At 67.7% G+C, this 16,103-nt stretch carries 12 protein-coding genes and 1 pseudogene; 9 read left to right on the forward strand and 4 right to left on the reverse strand.

The window, feature by feature from the left end:
• Nucleotides 1-148: 148 nt before the first annotated feature.
• Nucleotides 149-829: an SMI1/KNR4 family protein gene (locus SLINC_RS23980; RefSeq protein WP_067436788.1), complete on the forward strand. Its 681-nt coding sequence runs from the start codon at nucleotides 149-151 to the stop codon at nucleotides 827-829.
• 438 nt (nucleotides 830-1,267) lie between these two features.
• Nucleotides 1,268-3,655, forward strand: coding sequence for a hypothetical protein (locus SLINC_RS49430; protein WP_225988371.1), 2,388 nt, complete (start codon nucleotides 1,268-1,270; stop codon nucleotides 3,653-3,655).
• Nucleotides 3,656-3,824: 169 nt separating this feature from the next.
• Here the strand turns inward: SLINC_RS49430 and SLINC_RS23990 are convergent.
• Nucleotides 3,825-4,215: pseudogene (locus tag SLINC_RS23990) on the reverse strand (nucleotidyl transferase AbiEii/AbiGii toxin family protein); the annotation flags it as partial.
• A gap of 29 nt (nucleotides 4,216-4,244) precedes the next feature.
• Nucleotides 4,245-4,607, reverse strand: a complete 363-nt coding sequence (locus SLINC_RS23995; protein ID WP_067445660.1) for a transcriptional regulator — start codon at nucleotides 4,605-4,607, stop codon at nucleotides 4,245-4,247.
• 287 nt (nucleotides 4,608-4,894) lie between these two features.
• Between SLINC_RS23995 and SLINC_RS24000 the strand changes: the two genes are divergently transcribed.
• From SLINC_RS24000 to SLINC_RS24015, 3 genes are all read left to right on the forward strand, one after another.
• Nucleotides 4,895-7,261 carry an N-6 DNA methylase gene (locus SLINC_RS24000; RefSeq protein ID WP_152039011.1) on the forward strand — a complete coding sequence of 789 codons (2,367 nt, stop codon included), beginning with the start codon at nucleotides 4,895-4,897 and terminating at the stop codon, nucleotides 7,259-7,261.
• 1,176 nt (nucleotides 7,262-8,437) lie between these two features.
• Nucleotides 8,438-8,767 carry a hypothetical protein gene (locus SLINC_RS24010; RefSeq protein WP_067436796.1) on the forward strand — a complete coding sequence of 110 codons (330 nt, stop codon included), beginning with the start codon at nucleotides 8,438-8,440 and terminating at the stop codon, nucleotides 8,765-8,767.
• Between the two features lie 370 nt (nucleotides 8,768-9,137).
• A complete protein-coding gene (locus SLINC_RS24015; RefSeq protein WP_067436799.1) occupies nucleotides 9,138-9,398 on the forward strand; it encodes a hypothetical protein in 261 nt (86 codons plus the stop codon).
• A gap of 75 nt (nucleotides 9,399-9,473) precedes the next feature.
• Here SLINC_RS24015 and SLINC_RS48075 read toward each other — a convergent pair whose 3' ends face one another.
• Both SLINC_RS48075 and SLINC_RS24025 read right to left on the reverse strand, forming a co-directional pair.
• Nucleotides 9,474-10,040 (reverse strand): NUDIX hydrolase, encoded by a 567-nt coding sequence (locus SLINC_RS48075; RefSeq protein ID WP_159425358.1) that lies wholly within the window; start codon nucleotides 10,038-10,040, stop codon nucleotides 9,474-9,476.
• A gap of 478 nt (nucleotides 10,041-10,518) precedes the next feature.
• On the reverse strand, nucleotides 10,519-11,448 hold the full coding sequence (locus SLINC_RS24025) for a hypothetical protein (protein ID WP_152039012.1): 930 nt from the start codon (nucleotides 11,446-11,448) through the stop codon (nucleotides 10,519-10,521).
• A 984-nt stretch (nucleotides 11,449-12,432) separates the two neighbouring features.
• Here SLINC_RS24025 and SLINC_RS24030 point away from each other — a divergent pair.
• The 4 genes from SLINC_RS24030 to SLINC_RS24045 all read left to right on the forward strand — a co-directional run bounded on the left by SLINC_RS24030 (nucleotide 12,433) and on the right by SLINC_RS24045 (nucleotide 16,093).
• Nucleotides 12,433-14,424, forward strand: coding sequence for a serine/threonine-protein kinase (locus SLINC_RS24030; protein ID WP_067436808.1), 1,992 nt, complete (start codon nucleotides 12,433-12,435; stop codon nucleotides 14,422-14,424).
• Between the two features lie 46 nt (nucleotides 14,425-14,470).
• A complete protein-coding gene (locus tag SLINC_RS24035) occupies nucleotides 14,471-15,256 on the forward strand; it encodes an FHA domain-containing protein (RefSeq protein ID WP_067436811.1) in 786 nt (261 codons plus the stop codon).
• Nucleotides 15,257-15,392: 136 nt separating this feature from the next.
• Nucleotides 15,393-15,653, forward strand: a complete 261-nt coding sequence (locus tag SLINC_RS24040; RefSeq protein WP_067445662.1) for a ribbon-helix-helix domain-containing protein — start codon at nucleotides 15,393-15,395, stop codon at nucleotides 15,651-15,653.
• Nucleotides 15,650-16,093, forward strand: coding sequence for a PIN domain-containing protein (locus SLINC_RS24045; protein ID WP_067436814.1), 444 nt, complete (start codon nucleotides 15,650-15,652; stop codon nucleotides 16,091-16,093). Before SLINC_RS24040 ends, SLINC_RS24045 begins: the two co-directional genes overlap by 4 nt.
• The last annotated feature ends 10 nt before the right edge of the window (nucleotides 16,094-16,103 follow it).

Genomic DNA, 16,103 nt, shown 5'->3' on the forward strand with positions numbered 1-16,103 from the left:
CCGCGGACAAGCGGCGGCTGACCGCTACGGCCTGGTTGCCCACCACGGCCTGGCTGTTCTCCACGACAGTGCCGACCACCGCGCCGTCGCCCGTCATGCGTCCGACCCGAGCGAGCACAACGTCCACGACATCGCTACGTTTCGGTTCATGGGGGAGACGACGTGGAACGGCGTCCGTGAGCGGGTGAAGACTCTGGCTCGTGCCGACAAGGCGCAGCAGGTCTTCGGCGCGTGGGGCAAGTACGGAGGCACAGGGCACCGCTTCCACCTTGCGGATCCGCTGTCGGAGGCTGAGGTGTCCGGGGCGGAAGCGCAGTGGGGCATCTCGCTCCCTGCGGACTACCGGGCCTTCCTCCTCGAAGTCGGTGCCGGCGGTGCCGGTCCGGGGTATGGACTCACCACCCTGAGCCGTTCAGACGCCGGGTGGCTGTGGAGTGACCCCGGCGGCGGCACGGTCCACGAGCGGTTGCGCGTCCCTTTTCCGGGTGGCGAGGAGAGCGTGCGTGCTCAGGCCGAACATGAGCGCAAGGAACCCGTTGAGTCCGACTTCGAAGACGAAGCGGCGTTCGATGTGGCGTATCGGGCCTGGTTGAAGGATGACGAGAGGCTGTCCGACTGGTTCTTGTCCGGCGCTGTATGCCTCAGTCACGAAGGATGCGGCTACTTCCACTGGCTGGTCGTCTCTGGTCCGCAATGTGGGCAGGTATGGCTTGACGAGCGTCCGGGGGACGGAAGGCTCAGTCCCCTCGGCCAGTTCGGATTCGCTGATTGGTACCTCGACTGGGTCGAGAAGACCGAGGCTGTCGTGCGCACTGCTCACGCTGGGTGAACTGCGCGGCGCTCACCGGGGGTGGTTCCCCTTGTCCTGGAAGAGCTCCAGGACGAAGGCGCTTGATGTCACGGGTCTTGGGGCCACGTCCGCGATCAGCTGCGGGAACGCTCCGGGGCTGTACGAGTCGGATCGCACCGCTGCGGATCGACAACCCTCTCAGCAATGTCGGTACCGCCCCTATAGTGAGCTGATCGTCTTCTGTGGCGGATGCGCCGGGGGCGGTTCTCAGGGGAAACAGCCAAGGGGGGACAACTTATGTCCGTTTTCCGTGTGGGGCGGATTCGAAGACGTGCTGCGGCGGGGCTGTGCGGAGCGGCACTGATCGCCTCGACGCTGCTCATGCCCGTGGCGGCGGCGTCTGACGGTGAACCGGCCACGACGGGGACGGTTTCGCCGGCGGAGGACACGGCATACCATCCCGGGCGGAGCGCCGAGTTGGGGGACCAGGGGCGCGTCGAGCTCGTCGACGGACGGGACATCCGGGTGACGGCGGACGCGGCAGGTGCCGCCGACCCGACACGCTACTCCGTCGCGTCGTTGGACGGCACGGTGTCCGTGCGGCCGACCGGGAAGTCCGCGGCGGACCGCCCGACCGCTGAGCTCCGGTCGACGGCGCGCACCGAAGACGCTCGGGGCGTTCCCGCGACGACGTACGCAGCGGCGTCGACGTATGCGGTCAAGCTGAGCATCACGAACGCCGATGTCCGATCCAAGTTGTTCTACGTCTGGGACCGCAAGACCTGGGCGTGGTACGCCGTCGACAGCGACACCGCGGGCGCCTCGTCGACCGTGAAGCTGCCGCCGGGTGACTATTTCTCGGTCGCGCTGCACAACGACTGGCTGGAGCCGAGCTACCTGCTCACCCGTACCTTCTCGGTCGGTTCGGCCGCCAAGACGGTCACCTTCGACCAGCGCGCGGCAAAGGAGACCGCCATCCGCACCGACGACACCACCGCCACCCGGGACGCGTCCGCCGTGTGGATCAGTGTTCCGGGCGGCGACCTGGCGGGCTTCGCCGGTTCGGGGGCCGACAAGGTGTACGTCACTCCCTTCTCGGTCAGTGGCGTCTCGCTGCGCGTGCACGAGGTGCTCGCCAAGAAGGGCGCCTCGGCAAGCGTGCCGAGTCCCTACCGCTACGACCTCACGCACAGCTTCAAGACCACGGTGCCCGCCTCGCCCATCGCGACAGTCCGTGCCTCGACCCTGGCGAAGACCGTCACGAAGGTGGGCGCCCCGGGCACCCGGACCACGGCCTATCTGCAGAGCGTCCCGTCCTTCGGCGAGTTGACGGGCGTGTTCATCGGCTCTTCGGTGCCCGTCGCCGGCTCGGTCACCGAGTACGCCACCGCGGGCGTCACCTACGGTCGGCTGCTGTCCTACGGCACCGGCGAGCTGAGCCTGAACCTCCCGGACCGGACACTGGCCTCTGGAACCAGCGCGGGCGAGACCCTGGGTGCGGCTCCGCTTCAGCCGGTTCGCTCGGAGTGGGGTGGTTCGCAGCGGGACTTCGGGAAGATCCGGTTGTCCGAGCTGAATGCTTTCGGCGACTCGGCCGGGCACACAGCAATCGACGGCCGTGCGACGTACTCGTACAAGCTGACCTCCGCCGACGGCACCACCTACGCCCAGGCCGACGGCCTCGATGCGTACCACTCGCTGACGTCGTCCAGCCTGCCGTCGCTGCAGGCGACGTACACCCTCGACCAGACCGTCCACCGCCGGGTCCCGTACTCCCGGCTGTCCACGGACGTACACAACGAGTGGACGTTCCGCTCGGGCTACGCGGAGGGCCGGGAACTCCCGCTCATCGACGCCAGGTTGAGCGTTCCGGGGCTAGACGGGTACGGCCGCGCGGCCGCCGGTCCGGTCCAGGTGCAGGCGAGCGCGGCCACGCGTAACTCGGACGCGACGACGGCCAACACCCGGATCACCGGGCTCGCTTACTCCACGGACAGCGGCGCCACCTGGACGGACCTGGATGTCGCGCCGGACGGTTCGGCGACGCTCGGCGTTCCCGCCAGCGCCTCCTTCGTCTCGCTGCGCGTCACGGCCGCCGACGACCAGGGCGGCATCCTCCGCCGCACCATCGTGCGGGCATTCGCGGGCCCGGCGCCCCAGGGCGACGAGAGGGTGGGCGCGACGCGCATCTCGAACGTCGTGGTCAATGGGGGCAAGCGGGTGGAGCTGACCGACGCGCCGCTGCAGGAGTTCAAGGCGAAGTTCACCGCCACCGACCCCTCGGGGACAGTGAGCGGAGACATGTACCTCTACAAGGGTTCGTACGACACCCCCGATGCCGTCCTCCACGGCACTTGGCCGGCGGCCTGCGCCAAGGTCAACGCGACCACCTCCACCTGCGAGGCGCACTTCGCCTATATCCAGCCGCGCTGGACCCTGGGCCGCAATTCTCTGGCCGGCACCTGGAAGTTGGCTGCCTGGGCCGAGTCCGCGGACGGCACGAGCCACGCCGACCTGCACGCTGCCAAGTCGGTCTCCGTCGTGCGGGACGCGACGCTGACGGCCAACGCGGCTCCCGAACCGGTGGCCAAGGGCAAGACCCTCACCATCACCGGCAAGCTCTCCCGCGTGGACTGGGAGACGCGCGGCGGCTACCACGGCTACGCCGGCCAGGCGGTGAAGCTGCAGTTCCGTAAGAAGGGGACGTCCACGTACACGACCGTGAAGACGGTCACGACGAGCAGCACAGGAAACCTGAAGACCACGGCGAAGGCGTCGACGGACGGCTACTGGCGGTACGCCTTCATCGGCACGTCGACCACCGCACCCGCCACCGCCGCGGGTGACTACGTCGACGTCCGCTGACCTCACCGACCCCGCCGGGTTCCCACTCCACGAGTCGGAACCCGGCGACAGCCCTCACTTGAGTGGTGACGCCCACCGACAGACACTGATCACCTTGTGCCGACGTAGCTGCTGGCGGCCTTGGCGGAAGCTGCACTCAGACGTGGACTCGCGAATGGTTGGTGACGTATTCGAAGGAGTCGCGGGCGTGGCGCCGTCCAAGCTCTTCCAACTCGATGTGGCTCCAGCGGTCGGCAGCGGCCTGTACGTCGACCAGATCCCTGGTCAGTCCGCGGTCGGCCAGTGCGCGAACCTTGGTGCCGACGACATCTTCGAGGGACAGCACCAGCCCGTGCTCGGTGTGCACAGGGGGCCGCCAAAGTGTCTCCTTGAGGACGTCGGCCTCGCACTCCTCACCGCTGGCGGGATCGGTGACGATGAGCCGCGCCGACAGCGGATCTGTCTCCAGAGCTCTCACGCGCCATCCACGCTCTTCCAGGCCGGTGCGCATGGCAGTGGCGATCCTCCATGCGCTCCGGGTTCTCGGTTGCGACATCGAGATCCTGACTGAGCCCGTTCACCTACAGGCGACGGTGCAGTTCCGTGAGGTTCACGCAGCGGCCTGGGCTTCGTGAGCCAGCTCGGCGAAGGAGGTCTCCCACACCTCCCGGACATCACGGCTGACCAGTGTGCGCAATGTGGGCCATAGGCTGACCAGAAGGTTGCGATTGAGGAACCGGACCAGATCGTCTTGCAGTCCCTCGGCCAGGACGATCCGGGAGTAGCTCATCCGCAGCCGCGGCTGATCGAGATCGAACGTGGCCAGCCCCGACCACGCCAGATGCAGCGGCAAGGTCACTGCGCCGTACTGAGGGCCGACGAGCCCGGAGAGCGCGGCAGGCGCACGCCGAGCGAAGTTGACACGGCGAAGATCAGAGAGGCCGGGCCGTGTTGCCGTACGTCGATTATCCAGGAAGAGCCTGCGGTGAGGATCTTGAGCCGCAGACTGGCGCAAGCCCTTCTCAGGTAGCCCATTAACAAGCAATTTTCTTCACCTCATGGTGATTGGCAACCAATGGGGGCGGCGGTAGGGTAAAAGAGCTGTTCAGCGCCTTGATGGTCCCTGAAAATCTGAAGCGCGACCTATGCGTCCAGCTTAGCTGTCGATGTGCGCACCCTCGGTGCGCTGATTGACGCTCCCGCTGTCGCCTCTCTACCGTTCCTTCATCGAGAGCAACCAGGACGGTGTACGGGGGTTTCATGGACGGCACGGGTCTCAGCGACGATCGCCTGCTGTCGAGGGCCGAACTTGCGGAGCTGGCCGGGGTGATGCGGCCGGCTGTCACCAACTGGCAACGTCGGTATGAGGATTATCCGGAGCCGGTCAGGACGGGGGAAACGGAACTATTCAGTCTACGGGCGGTCCTCCGCTGGCTCGACTCCCGTCAGATCCCGTCACGTGCGCGTGCGTCCGACGAGCCGATCGGGTTCACCTATGCCGACCGTATGCGGCGGAACCTCGTCGCGTCGGACGGTGCCCGTCAGGGAGCCGCCGCGCTGAGCGGTGAGGCAGCAGGCAGCGGTCCGTTGAGCGACGAAGAAGAGCGTGCGCGGCAACTTGCACAACTGCTGGGACCGATGGCCGACGCCGTGCGCGGCGGCGCATCGATGACGGACTACCTTGCCCTACTCCTCTCCCTCGTCTTTCTTCAAGTGAGCGGAAGCCCGCGCTCGGTGTCGCTCCCACGTCCGGTGCGGGCTCGATCCAGGACTGCCACGGCGGCGTTGTTGCAGGAGATCGGGGAGGCAGCCGACGAGGCACTGCGCCTGCGCGGTGTGCCGCCGGGCATGCGGACAGCCATCGTCAGGCTGGAACCTCGAGAGTACGGGGATGTTGTCGAGGTGGTCCGCCTGACCGACGGCTTGGGGATCGACGAGTTCCGACAACTGGTGGATGAATTCGGCTCCCGAGCCGCGCTTCCCAGCGGAGAGTTCTTCACCCCACGTGCCGTGGTGCGGCTGATGCGGGACGCCGCCATAGGGGACGAGGACTCCGCGCGACGAGTCTACGACCCGTATGCGCGCGCAGGCGAGATGCTTGACGGAGTCGCTGAACGCCTCGGTGGAGTCGTGCCTTTGACTCTGCGTGGTGAGAGCCCGCAGCGCGGCACACTTCGGCTCGCCGGAATGAACCTCGCGCTGCACGGTATCCCGGTCGAACTGGAAGCCGGCACCGCGGCCCCATGGAACGAACGTGCCTGGCCGAAGGGCCACCGGGCCGACCTAATTCTGACCAATCCGCCTTTCAACGCTCACGGGGCCGTGCCGAAGCCGCGTGAGGGCATCGACTGGCCGTACGGACCGCCTCCCCCCGGTAGTCCTGCCTTCGCCTGGCTCCAGCACGTCCTGGTGTCACTCAAGGACGAGGGCCGTGCAGGTGTGGTGATGCCGGTCAGCGCGGGCACCTCCACAGACGTCCGGGAGCGGGAGATCCGGAGCAGGCTGGTGGAGGATGGCGCCGTCGAATGCATTGTCGCGTTGCCGCCTCAGCTCTTTTCCGGGGCACAGGTGTCCGTCTGCTTGTGGTTCTTGCGGAGTTCCGCGGCGGTGCGCGAGGAGATCCTTTTCGTGGACGCCCGGGACCTGGGTGACAAGGCGACTCGCGGACCCCGAGTTCTCTCCGACGAACACGTCGGAGCTGTCACGAAAACCGTTCAGGCGTGGCGACGAGGGACCGGATTCCGCATCGGTCGGCAGAGCGCGGGCCATCTCGCGGTCGCTGCTCCGCTGGAGGCGGTGCGGGCTGCCGGTTACTCGCTCAGTCCCGCCGACTATGTGGACAGATGGATGTCCACGGCGTCACCGGCTGATGCGGTTACCGAGGCAGCAGCCACGGAGCGGGAGCTCGCCGAGGCGAGGCGTCGAACGAAAGCCGTGGACGGCGCGGTCGATGCGCTCTCGTACGGCCCCTTGCCGTCAGCCACCGTGCGCTCGTACGACGGACTGCCTCATGACTGGCGTCGGGTCCCGCTGGGAGAACTGGTCGATATCATGGCTGGTCCGTCCTACACACGTCTGCCGGCCGAGGTTCGCTCCGCGGCAGGCGATCTCCGTGTCGTGATGCCCAAGCACCTGCGTGAGGGTCGTATCGACGATCGTGGCATGGAGAAAGTAAGCGTGGATGTCGCCCGCGCACTGGCAAGGTTCCGTCTCAGCCCCGGAGACATCCTGTGCGTGCGTTCCGGTGCCCAGATGCCCCCTGCCTTGGTCGAGAAGGCGCAGGACGGCTGGCTGTTCAGCACCAACCTGCTGCGGCTGCGTGCCCTGGAGATGGAAGGGGAGCCACTTGTCCTCCCCGGCTACCTGCTCGCCTACCTGTCTCTGCCGGAGACAGCGCACTGGCTCAAGGAGTACGCCCGCGGCACCGCCGTTCCTTCCCTCAGCGCCGCCACACTGGCACTTCTGCCCGTACCGCTGCCGCCTCTTGCCCAACAGCGGCGCATCAGTGCCGCCCTGGATGCCGTGGACGCGCAGATCACCGCGCACCGCGAACTCATCCAGGCCGCGACTCACCACCGCAGCACGCTCGCCGCGCATCTGCTGACCGGCGTCCTGGTCCCCGAATGACGCCCTCCTCTCCTTTCAGTCCGTCCGCGAAGGAAGACTCCTGTGAATGCTCCGCCGTCCGAGCCACGATCCGGAACGAGGTACCTGTGGCTACTCGTGGCAGCGCTGTTCTCGCTCGTCGTGGCTCTTGTCGCCGGGATCCTGAAGACCAGCACCGGAGCCGCATTCGCTGAGGCAGTCCTGTACGGCGGAACCGCTTTTGCCACGTCGATGGGCCTCTGCGTGCTTGTCCTGTCTGCAGCTGGCCAACTCTGAACGAGCTGACGTGCCTTTCGGAACGTCCCACTGCCAGTGCGAGTTCTCTGGTCGGTCCAGACAACAAAGAAGGCTCGGGGCTTTTGACCTGGGCCTTCGGTGTGGAGCGGGTGACGAGAATCGAACTCGCGCTCTCAGCTCAGGAAGCCGCGAGCACTTGAGGGCAGCTCGGGCGCTGACCTGGGCGAACGGCCTGGGCGCTGCCCCATCGGCCTCGGCGGCGTTCACCGTGGTTCCCCGGTGTTGTCAGTGGCTGCCCGTACGCTGCAAAGCGTTGGGTCGGTCTGCTGTCTCAGTATGGAGAGTACGCGACCAAGGGGGGCGGCTCAGAAGAGGCCCCCGAGCCACGTCGGTCCGGGAGTTCGTGAAGCTTCGACACCACCCCCCTCCCAATGACAGCCGCAGAGAGGTCCTGGACCGCGCATGTATCACTTCTTGCGGCTCCTGCGTGCACGCTTCTTCAGTTCGGCCTGGCCACGTTTCGTCCAGTCACCCTGATGGAGGTAGCAACGTGACGTGCCCTTCAGCGTCTTGTTCTGACAGCGACCTCCGGCCGCCGTCGGCCAACCGCACTTCCCCTGCTTCCACTCACCCACGGTTTCTCCCCCTCCCGTTGGTTCGCTTCGCGTCCAGGCAGCCAGCGTGTGGCACGTAGCCGACACAGGGCAGGGCGCAAGGGCGGCTCGTCAGGCGATGCAGGCGCACGCGGGTGAGTACGTCGAGAGTGCGCTACTTATGCACGCTTTCCAGCTGTGGTGGTGGTCTTGAGCACCTTGGATGGGGCCGTTCACCTGCGTTCACCGGTGGTCGGCTACCGCCTTCGGTCCCGTTTGAACGGCCGTGAACGGCGGTGAACGGGACGGAAATTGAGACGGCCGACGGGGCCAGGCTCGCTAGCATCGTGGCTGTTGAGGGGGAGTCATGGCATTGGTCCGCAAGGGCTCACGACGGATCGTTGTCGACGGTACGGCCTACCGCTGGCGTCTGCGTGGCAGACCGACGTACTTTCAGGGCTTGGCCTGGTCTCCGTGCACGTTCGCGGTCGAGCATGCGGACACGCCGGGCATGACGCTCGTGGTCACCACCGGCCAGCCGCATCTGAGCAACTGGATCGGTCGCGAGGCTGAGCCTGTACTGCCGTCCAGCGTTGCCGCAGCTGTTCGGCTTGCCCTGCACATGGGGTGGACTCCGACGGCTGCGGGCTCGGCGTTCCACGTCGAGCAGTCCGCCGGCTTCACGCTCTCCCCCTGAACAGAGCTGATGAATCGGCGGGGCTTGAACTGAGCCGAGAAAAATCAGCCACCGTGGCGCGTGCGTCGACCGATCAGGCGCGCGTGTGACTCACTGCACCCCCATCGGCCTCAGCCATGCTGTCCGCGTGTCCGTCAGCCAGAGCAAGCCTCAACGGCCAGTGTGTTACGACGGTGCGGAGATCCTCAGCTTGGGAGTCTGCGGGCATTTGGGACGGGTAGTTTGCTGAACTGGGAGTTCGCCTGGGATGGGGTCTCATCGCTCTTGGTCGCCTTCACCGTGTTTCCTCGCTGTTCCCCGCTCTATCTGGTGCGCTTGTGGTGCGTCGGTCGGGTCCACTCGGGTCCGGCATCTGGCTCACCTGGCAGGGATGTGCCGCCGTCACCTCACGTCCGTCCTGTTCGTCACCCTCCCCAGCGCTGCCATCGCCGCGGTCGCCACCGCCATCGGACCCGCCCTGCGCGCCCGCAAAGTCACCCACACCGAGACCCACCACCACTACACCGGGCCCGACCGGCGGGAGACCAACCAGATCACCGCACCCGCGTACGGGGTCAGCGCCCGCACCGAGGGCTCTGTCATCCTCACCGCACGTGCGAGAGGACTGCCAGGGCCACTCCCGGATCGCTGACGGTGCGCTAGTGGTGGCTGTCGCCGGGTCCGTGGGGCGTTCCCATGCGCCCGGCGCCGTCTTCGCGGCGGGGGGTCAGATCTCCAGGCCGAACTCGCGCCGCCGGTCCGAAATGGTGGTGAGGAAGCTCTGTGACGCGGCCAGGGAGTCCGCGCGAAGGGCCTCCTCCAGCGTCGTCCACCGGATCTCGTGGATCTCCTCCTCCTGCACGTCGGGACACGCGGGAAAGTCTCCGACGCAGACCCATGCGTGGATCTTCCCCGGCCCTTCGTCCCTGACGAGGCACCCGAGCGAGATCATCTCCCTCGCGTTCAAGTCGATGCCCAACTCTTCCCCCACCTCGCGGCGAGCGGTGTCCAAGGGCGTGTCGTCCCAGGACTCCATCTGGCCCCCGACGGGATGCCAGTACCCGGGATAGCGGCGAGTCCGAGCGAGCAGGATCCTTCCCGAGTCGATCAGGAAGACGAAGGACGTCCACCGGTTGGATCCGTTGGCCCGCTGCTCGTACGCGTGGTCGATGGCGGATAGCGGAACACCGGGATCCGTGATCGCGGTTCGTTCGTTGACCACGGCACTGCTTTTGGTGGGGCCGAGCACTCTTGAGTCGTTGCTGGCCACGTGCTCGGTGGCGACCAGGGTCACGGACCAGGAATCCCATACGGCCTCATGCGGGCCTGTCGTGGTGTGAAACCTCCCGGCAGGAATGTGGAGCGGACTCTCCTGCGGTGTGGCGTCCCATTCCGAGACCATGCGGACACTCGTGGACCTTCCTTCCGGCGAGAGAACGCTGGCTCCGGCGCCGGGTGAGCTCTTGACGGTGAATGAGTCGTACCAGACGGCCGTCGCGCCGTCATCCACGTCGTACATCGCGTGCCGGACACAGCCCACGACGGAACGTGTCAGCAGGTCCCAGCCGTGGCTGTGCACGATGAAGGGGTCGGAGTCCGTTCTCCGTTCTCCGGCGGGCGGCCACAGATGCACGCGGATGCCCCACTCCGGGAACGTGTCCAAAGGCAGGCGGAACACGATGAATCCGTAGGGGTGCAGGTAGGGGGGTGCGTCGTCCAGGAACGTCCGCAGGTCCGGCCACCCTTGACGGGTCATCCACGAGCCAACCGCCTCACGCGTTGGCATAGGGGTTCACCGGCCTTCGGTATGCGTCCAGCGTCAGGTTCAGGAGTTCGTCGTCCGCCCCTTGGAGTATGTCCAGCAGGGAGAGGACTTCTCTAACGTCTGCGACGGAACCAGGATCCAGCTCGGTGGCGGACCGGGGGAGAGGTAACTCGGTGCTCTGGCTGTTGCTCAGCCGCATGTCCTCTTTGGTCGAGTCGTAGAAGGACGAGCCGACCGGGTATTTCAACGCGGCCGTGCCGGCCTTCTCGCGGGTCACGATCACGCAGGTATCGGATAGGTCGATCGTGAACGGTGAAACGGTGGACGCCAGGTACACCCGGCAGTTGAGCCGGGAGAACTGGTAACTCAGGAGCTGGAGCCTGATGATGGTCGCGGCGATCTCCGCCTGCGCGCGCCGGCGGGTCCAGTAGTCCCGCCGGTCGGGGTTCGCGTTCCTCCGGTACTCGGCGAAGAAGTCCATGAGTTCGCCGTTGTCCGGATCGAGCACCTGCACGTTCACCGAGAGATAGTGTCCCTGTCTCTCAGCGCGTCGGAGAAGGGTCGGCAGGACCGCCGATCTGAAATACCGAGCCGTATGACCCCGGTAGTCCCAGGAGTTGGTGGCGCCTGCTGCCTTGTCCAGCTCGGCGGAGATTGACCCGGGGGCGGCGACCTGAACCTCCATCGGTCCCTGCCGCCTCAGGCCGTAGAAGAACACCACGAGCAGGGAGACGCACAAGGAGGCCACCGCGGCCCCGGTGAGCGCGTCGACGATCGAGATGATCGTGTCGCTGAGACTCACCTTGGTCGCCCCGCCCAAGTGCGGCAACGCGAACAGCCTGATGACGATCAGCAGCGCAGCGGCCAGACTGAGCGAGCATAGGTACAGCTTCGTGTTCACGCCTGCCGGGCCGTCACTTCTTCCGGTGCCGTCCATGGGCCCCCCGATCGTTCGACCGCCAACCGGGTCCGCTCCACCGCGTGGATCCAGTGGATTCAACAGTAGCCGCGGGTGGTCCATCAGGAGACTGCGAACGCCGGTGACACCGCCGAGGCGCTGAATGAGGCGCGGCTTGCCTCTGCCGTCCGCCGGGAGCCGTCCCCCCCCCCAGCCGGACTACCGGATCGTCCGGCACGCGCCGCGGCCTTCGCCCTGCCGCTCAAGCACCAGGTGCTCGTTGCCTCGCCGCAGGCTGGCCAGCATGGTTCCTATCCTGGGCTGAGAGGGGCGCTTCACCCCCTGGCCTCGGGCGCTAGTCGCAATCAGCATGGGCAGATTCTGGCGGGTGGCTCTGACAGCAGATCGGGACGCTCACCGGGGCGCGCCGACGACCGGCGCCCTGGCATGAACCCGGCATGCGGTATCTGATCACCGCGGTGACGCGAATCGAACGCGCGCTCTCGGCTTGGGAAGCGACGACGCGTGGGCGGGATTCATACTCTTGACCTGCGTAGATACCTTCCCGCGCGGTAGCGGCGAGGCCCGTGTCGCACCCCTGTCGACCGTGGTTGCCCGCCCTTACGGGCACGGGTGGGGCACGGCTTCGGCCCAGGCGGTGCGGCGGCGCCGTCACGCCCTCGGAAGGAGGCACCTTGCGCAAGACGGGCAAGGCGCGTGCCGGCGTTGTTGCGTGCGGCCCAGGGAGAGAACCAGGGGAGTCACAGGACCTGCGCCTGTCGCGTACCGCGGCACAACGCCGCCTGCCCGGATGGGCAGAAGGCGCATGCCTCATCTGTGGATGGTGTTGGCCGCCGACCACGACACCGACGCGATGCGGACCGTGAACCCGGGGCGCTGTGGGGGTTCTGGGTGAGTCCCCACGAAGTCCGGTGAAACAGATCACCGCCAAGTGCGAGCTGAGTACACTCCGTCACCTGGCAGGGCCGTCGGAGACGGGGCGACGGGGCGAGGAGTGGGGCGGTGCTGGTGACGCCAGAGGCCGGGGACAGGATCGCCGACCGGTATCTCTTGCAGGAGCCCGTCGGAACAGGCGGGATGGGTGTCGTCTGGCTGGCCTGGGACGAGCGGCTCGAACGACGGGTCGCGGTCAAGTGCGCGCGCCTGGAGGACGATCGGGCCACGCGACGGCTCATGGGCGAGGCGCGCAACGCCGGGCGGCTGCACCACCCGAACATCGTGGGCGTCTTCGACTTCGTCGACGAGGGCGCCACCTGCTGGATCATCATGGAGTACGTCCCTTCGCGCAGCCTCGCGCAGATCGTGACGGAGAGCGGCCCGCTCACGCCCGAGGAGGCCGGGTCGATCGGCTGCCAGATCGCGGCCGCGTTGGCGAAGTCCCACGACGAGGGCGTGGTGCACGGCGATGTGACGCCGGAGAACATCCTCGTCACCGAGGAAGGCGTCGCGAGACTGACCGACTTCGGGATCTCGCGAGCCCTGTGGAGTGACGTCACACAGAGCGCGACCTACAGTGTGCGCGGCAAACCCCGCTATCTGGCCCCGGAGTTGGCCAAGGGGCAGCCCGCGGGCGAGAAGTCCGACGTGTTCTCCCTGGGCGCCTCCCTGTTCTCGGCGGTCGAGGCCCGGTCGCCGTACGGGGAGGCCGAACACCTCATGGCGTATCTGGCCCGGGCCGTCGAGGGACACATCGAGCCGATGCGCCGCGCCGGCCCGTTGGAGGAGCCGCTCACCGCTCTGCTGGAGGTGGAGCCCCGGCGCCGGCCCGACGCTGCCGGGGCGCAGAAGCTGCTGACGCGCGCCGCACCCCCGCCCCCGCACATACAGGAGCAGTTGCACGAGCAGTCGCACGACAGCCGTATGCGGGACCCGCGGGACCTCGGCTCCCGCCCGCTCCGGCTGCCCCGACTCGCCCGCCGCCCGCAGGACTCCACGCCCTTCATGCTCCAGCCGTCACGGCCGGTACGCCGACGGCGCCACCCTTGGGCGATCACGGCGGTGGCGCTGGTCGCGGCGGGCGCGATCACAGCCGGGCTCGTTCTCTTCACCCCGTGGGCCTCGAAGGACGAGGGGGGCAAGGATGACAAGGGTGGCCGCACCGGCGCGACCGACGCGAAACCCCTGGCCACGGCGCAGGCCGGTGCCATGGGCGACGAGCGTACGGCGGACCCCTGCGGGCTGCTCGACGCCGCCTCGCTGAGCCGCTTCGGAGGCACCGCACTGGACCCCGACCACGGGGAGATCGACCGGTGTGACGTCCTGGTGCGCAACAACAGCGGTGACGACAACGCGGACGTCCAGGTCAACCTCGACTCGGACCGTGACGACTTCGATGACATCCGGTCCACCCGTCTGGTCGGCGGCCTCACGGTCGTGACACTCAAACGTGACGGGAGAACCTGCGAACGGGCCGTACTGACCACCGACGGCAAGCAGATCCGCGTCATCGGCAAGCAGCTCGCCGAACGGTCGCCCGACCCGTGCGCCATGGCCGACGCCGCGACCGATCACGTGGTCGGCGTGCTGGCCGAGGGCCCGGTACCCCGGCGTTCCTCGTCGCCGGCCGCGAACTCCCTTGCCCTGCTCGACACCTGCACGCTGCTCGACTCCACCGAGCTCAAGCTGCTTCCCGGCGTCGAGGCGGACAACCGGGACCGCGGCTTCGGTTCCTGGGACTGCGACTGGTCGAGCGACGACGGCAACCGCGAGGTGGAGATCCAGTTCAGCCGGGACGACTCGCTGGACGCCGATGACGGAACGCCGGTGAACGTCGCCGGCACGAAGAGCTACTTCATCGCGGACGAGGCCGAGGCCGACAGCTGCACCGTACGGACCCCGCACCGCACCTTCACGGACTCGGTCGGCGACCGCACCACCGAACTCTTCCAACTGACCGTGTACGCCCCACAGCCGTCCAGGCAACTGTGCGACATCGCAACGGAGTTCACAGCCGTCGCCGTACGGAACATCGCGAAGCGACTGCCGGAGAGGTGACATGACCGAGCGGGGAATGGCACGGAGACGGCTGGGGGAACGGGGAATGCCCACTCCGGGTGGCCGTCTGCTGCCCGCCACCCACGGGAGCCTCGCCCGGGGCGCGTCGGCGCCGCTGCCCGGCACCCTCTTCGCGCTCGCACTGACCGGCGGCATCACGCTGGGCCCCGGGGACGGGCGCGAGGTCCTGTTCGGCCGCAACCGGCCCGAGGTACACGTCTGCCTCGGCGAGGACGACCCCCAGGTCAGCCGCCACCAGGGCACGCTCACCCACCGGGACGGCCGCTGGTGGGTGAGCAACGCCGGGCGCCTGCCGGTCCGGTGCGCCGGTGGCCGCCTGCTGTACCGGGGCGAGCAGCCACTGCCGCTCGACACCGGCTACACGCCGCTGTTCGCCGGCGGCTCACGTGGCCGCGAGCACTTGCTGGAGGTCTTCGTCACCGGCCCCGAGGGCGAGCGGCGGCCGGTACCGCGGCACGGGGACGTCACCCGCCCGCCCCGGGTGTGGGTGCTGACCGAACAGGAGAAGCTCGCCCTCGTCGTACTCGGCCGGCGGTACCTGCTGCACGAGCCCCGGCCGCAGCCGCTGACCTGGCGGCAGACCGCCGCCGAGCTCGCGGAGTCGCAGCCGCATGCGGGCTGGACGGACAAGCGCGTCGAGCACCTGGTCAACGGTGTGCGCACACGGCTGTCCCGCGACGGGGTGCCCTGGCTGACCCGCGAGGAGCTCGGCGAGCCGGTGGGCAACGCGCTCAACGACAACCTGATCCGCGCACTGCTGGCGTCGACCACGCTCGTACCGATGGACCTGGCACTGATCGACGCGGCCTGACGCCGCCTGACGCCGACAGCGCGGCCGTCGGCGGAATACGCAGTGCCGCGGTGGACATACGACAGGGCCGCGGCGGTGGCGGCCAGGAGCACCGCGATGACATACATCAATCCAGTACATGGGCTACCCTTGGTACATGTCCATGAAGCGTACGAACGTCTATGCCGACCCCGAAGACCTGGCGATCATCAAGGAGGCGGCCAAGCGGAGGGGCATAAGCGAGGCTGAGATCATCCGGCAGGGGATCCATCTCGCGGCCATGGCGAACCGGGTCTGGGACGAGCCGCTGTTCTCACGGACCTTCGAGGGGTCGGGTCGTACGCCGTCCAAGGCCGAGGTCCGTGACGCGGTCGTCGACGCGGTCCGACACGAGACGGATCCCGGAACCGCCTCGTGATCATCGTCATCGCGGACACGTCCGGCCTCCTGGCTGCTCTTGACTCGACCCACCCGGAGCACGCGGCGGCGAATGAGGCGATCACGGCGGCCGGTCTCTTGGTCATGTCCCCACTTCTGCTGGCAGAACTCGACCACGTGGCCACACGCGAGTTGGGGCGGGAGGCTGCCGTCAGCGCGGTCGACGACCTCCGGCGCTGGATGGGTCGGGGCCGGGTCGTCCTGCCGGAGATCACGGAGAATCACCTGGGTGCTGCCCAGTCCGTCCGTGTCCGTTACCGCGCGCTGGACCTCGACCTCGCCGACGCGGTGAACGTGGCGCTGGCTGCGGACTATGACACCGATGCGATCCTCGCCCTCGACCGACGTGACTTCCGTGCCGTACGCCCTTTGGGCCGCCACAAGGCGTTCCGGGTACTCCCGGACGACCTTCCGCTCTGACGCGAGATCC

This window comes from Streptomyces lincolnensis, assembly GCF_001685355.1.
Lineage (GTDB): Bacteria > Actinomycetota > Actinomycetes > Streptomycetales > Streptomycetaceae > Streptomyces > Streptomyces lincolnensis.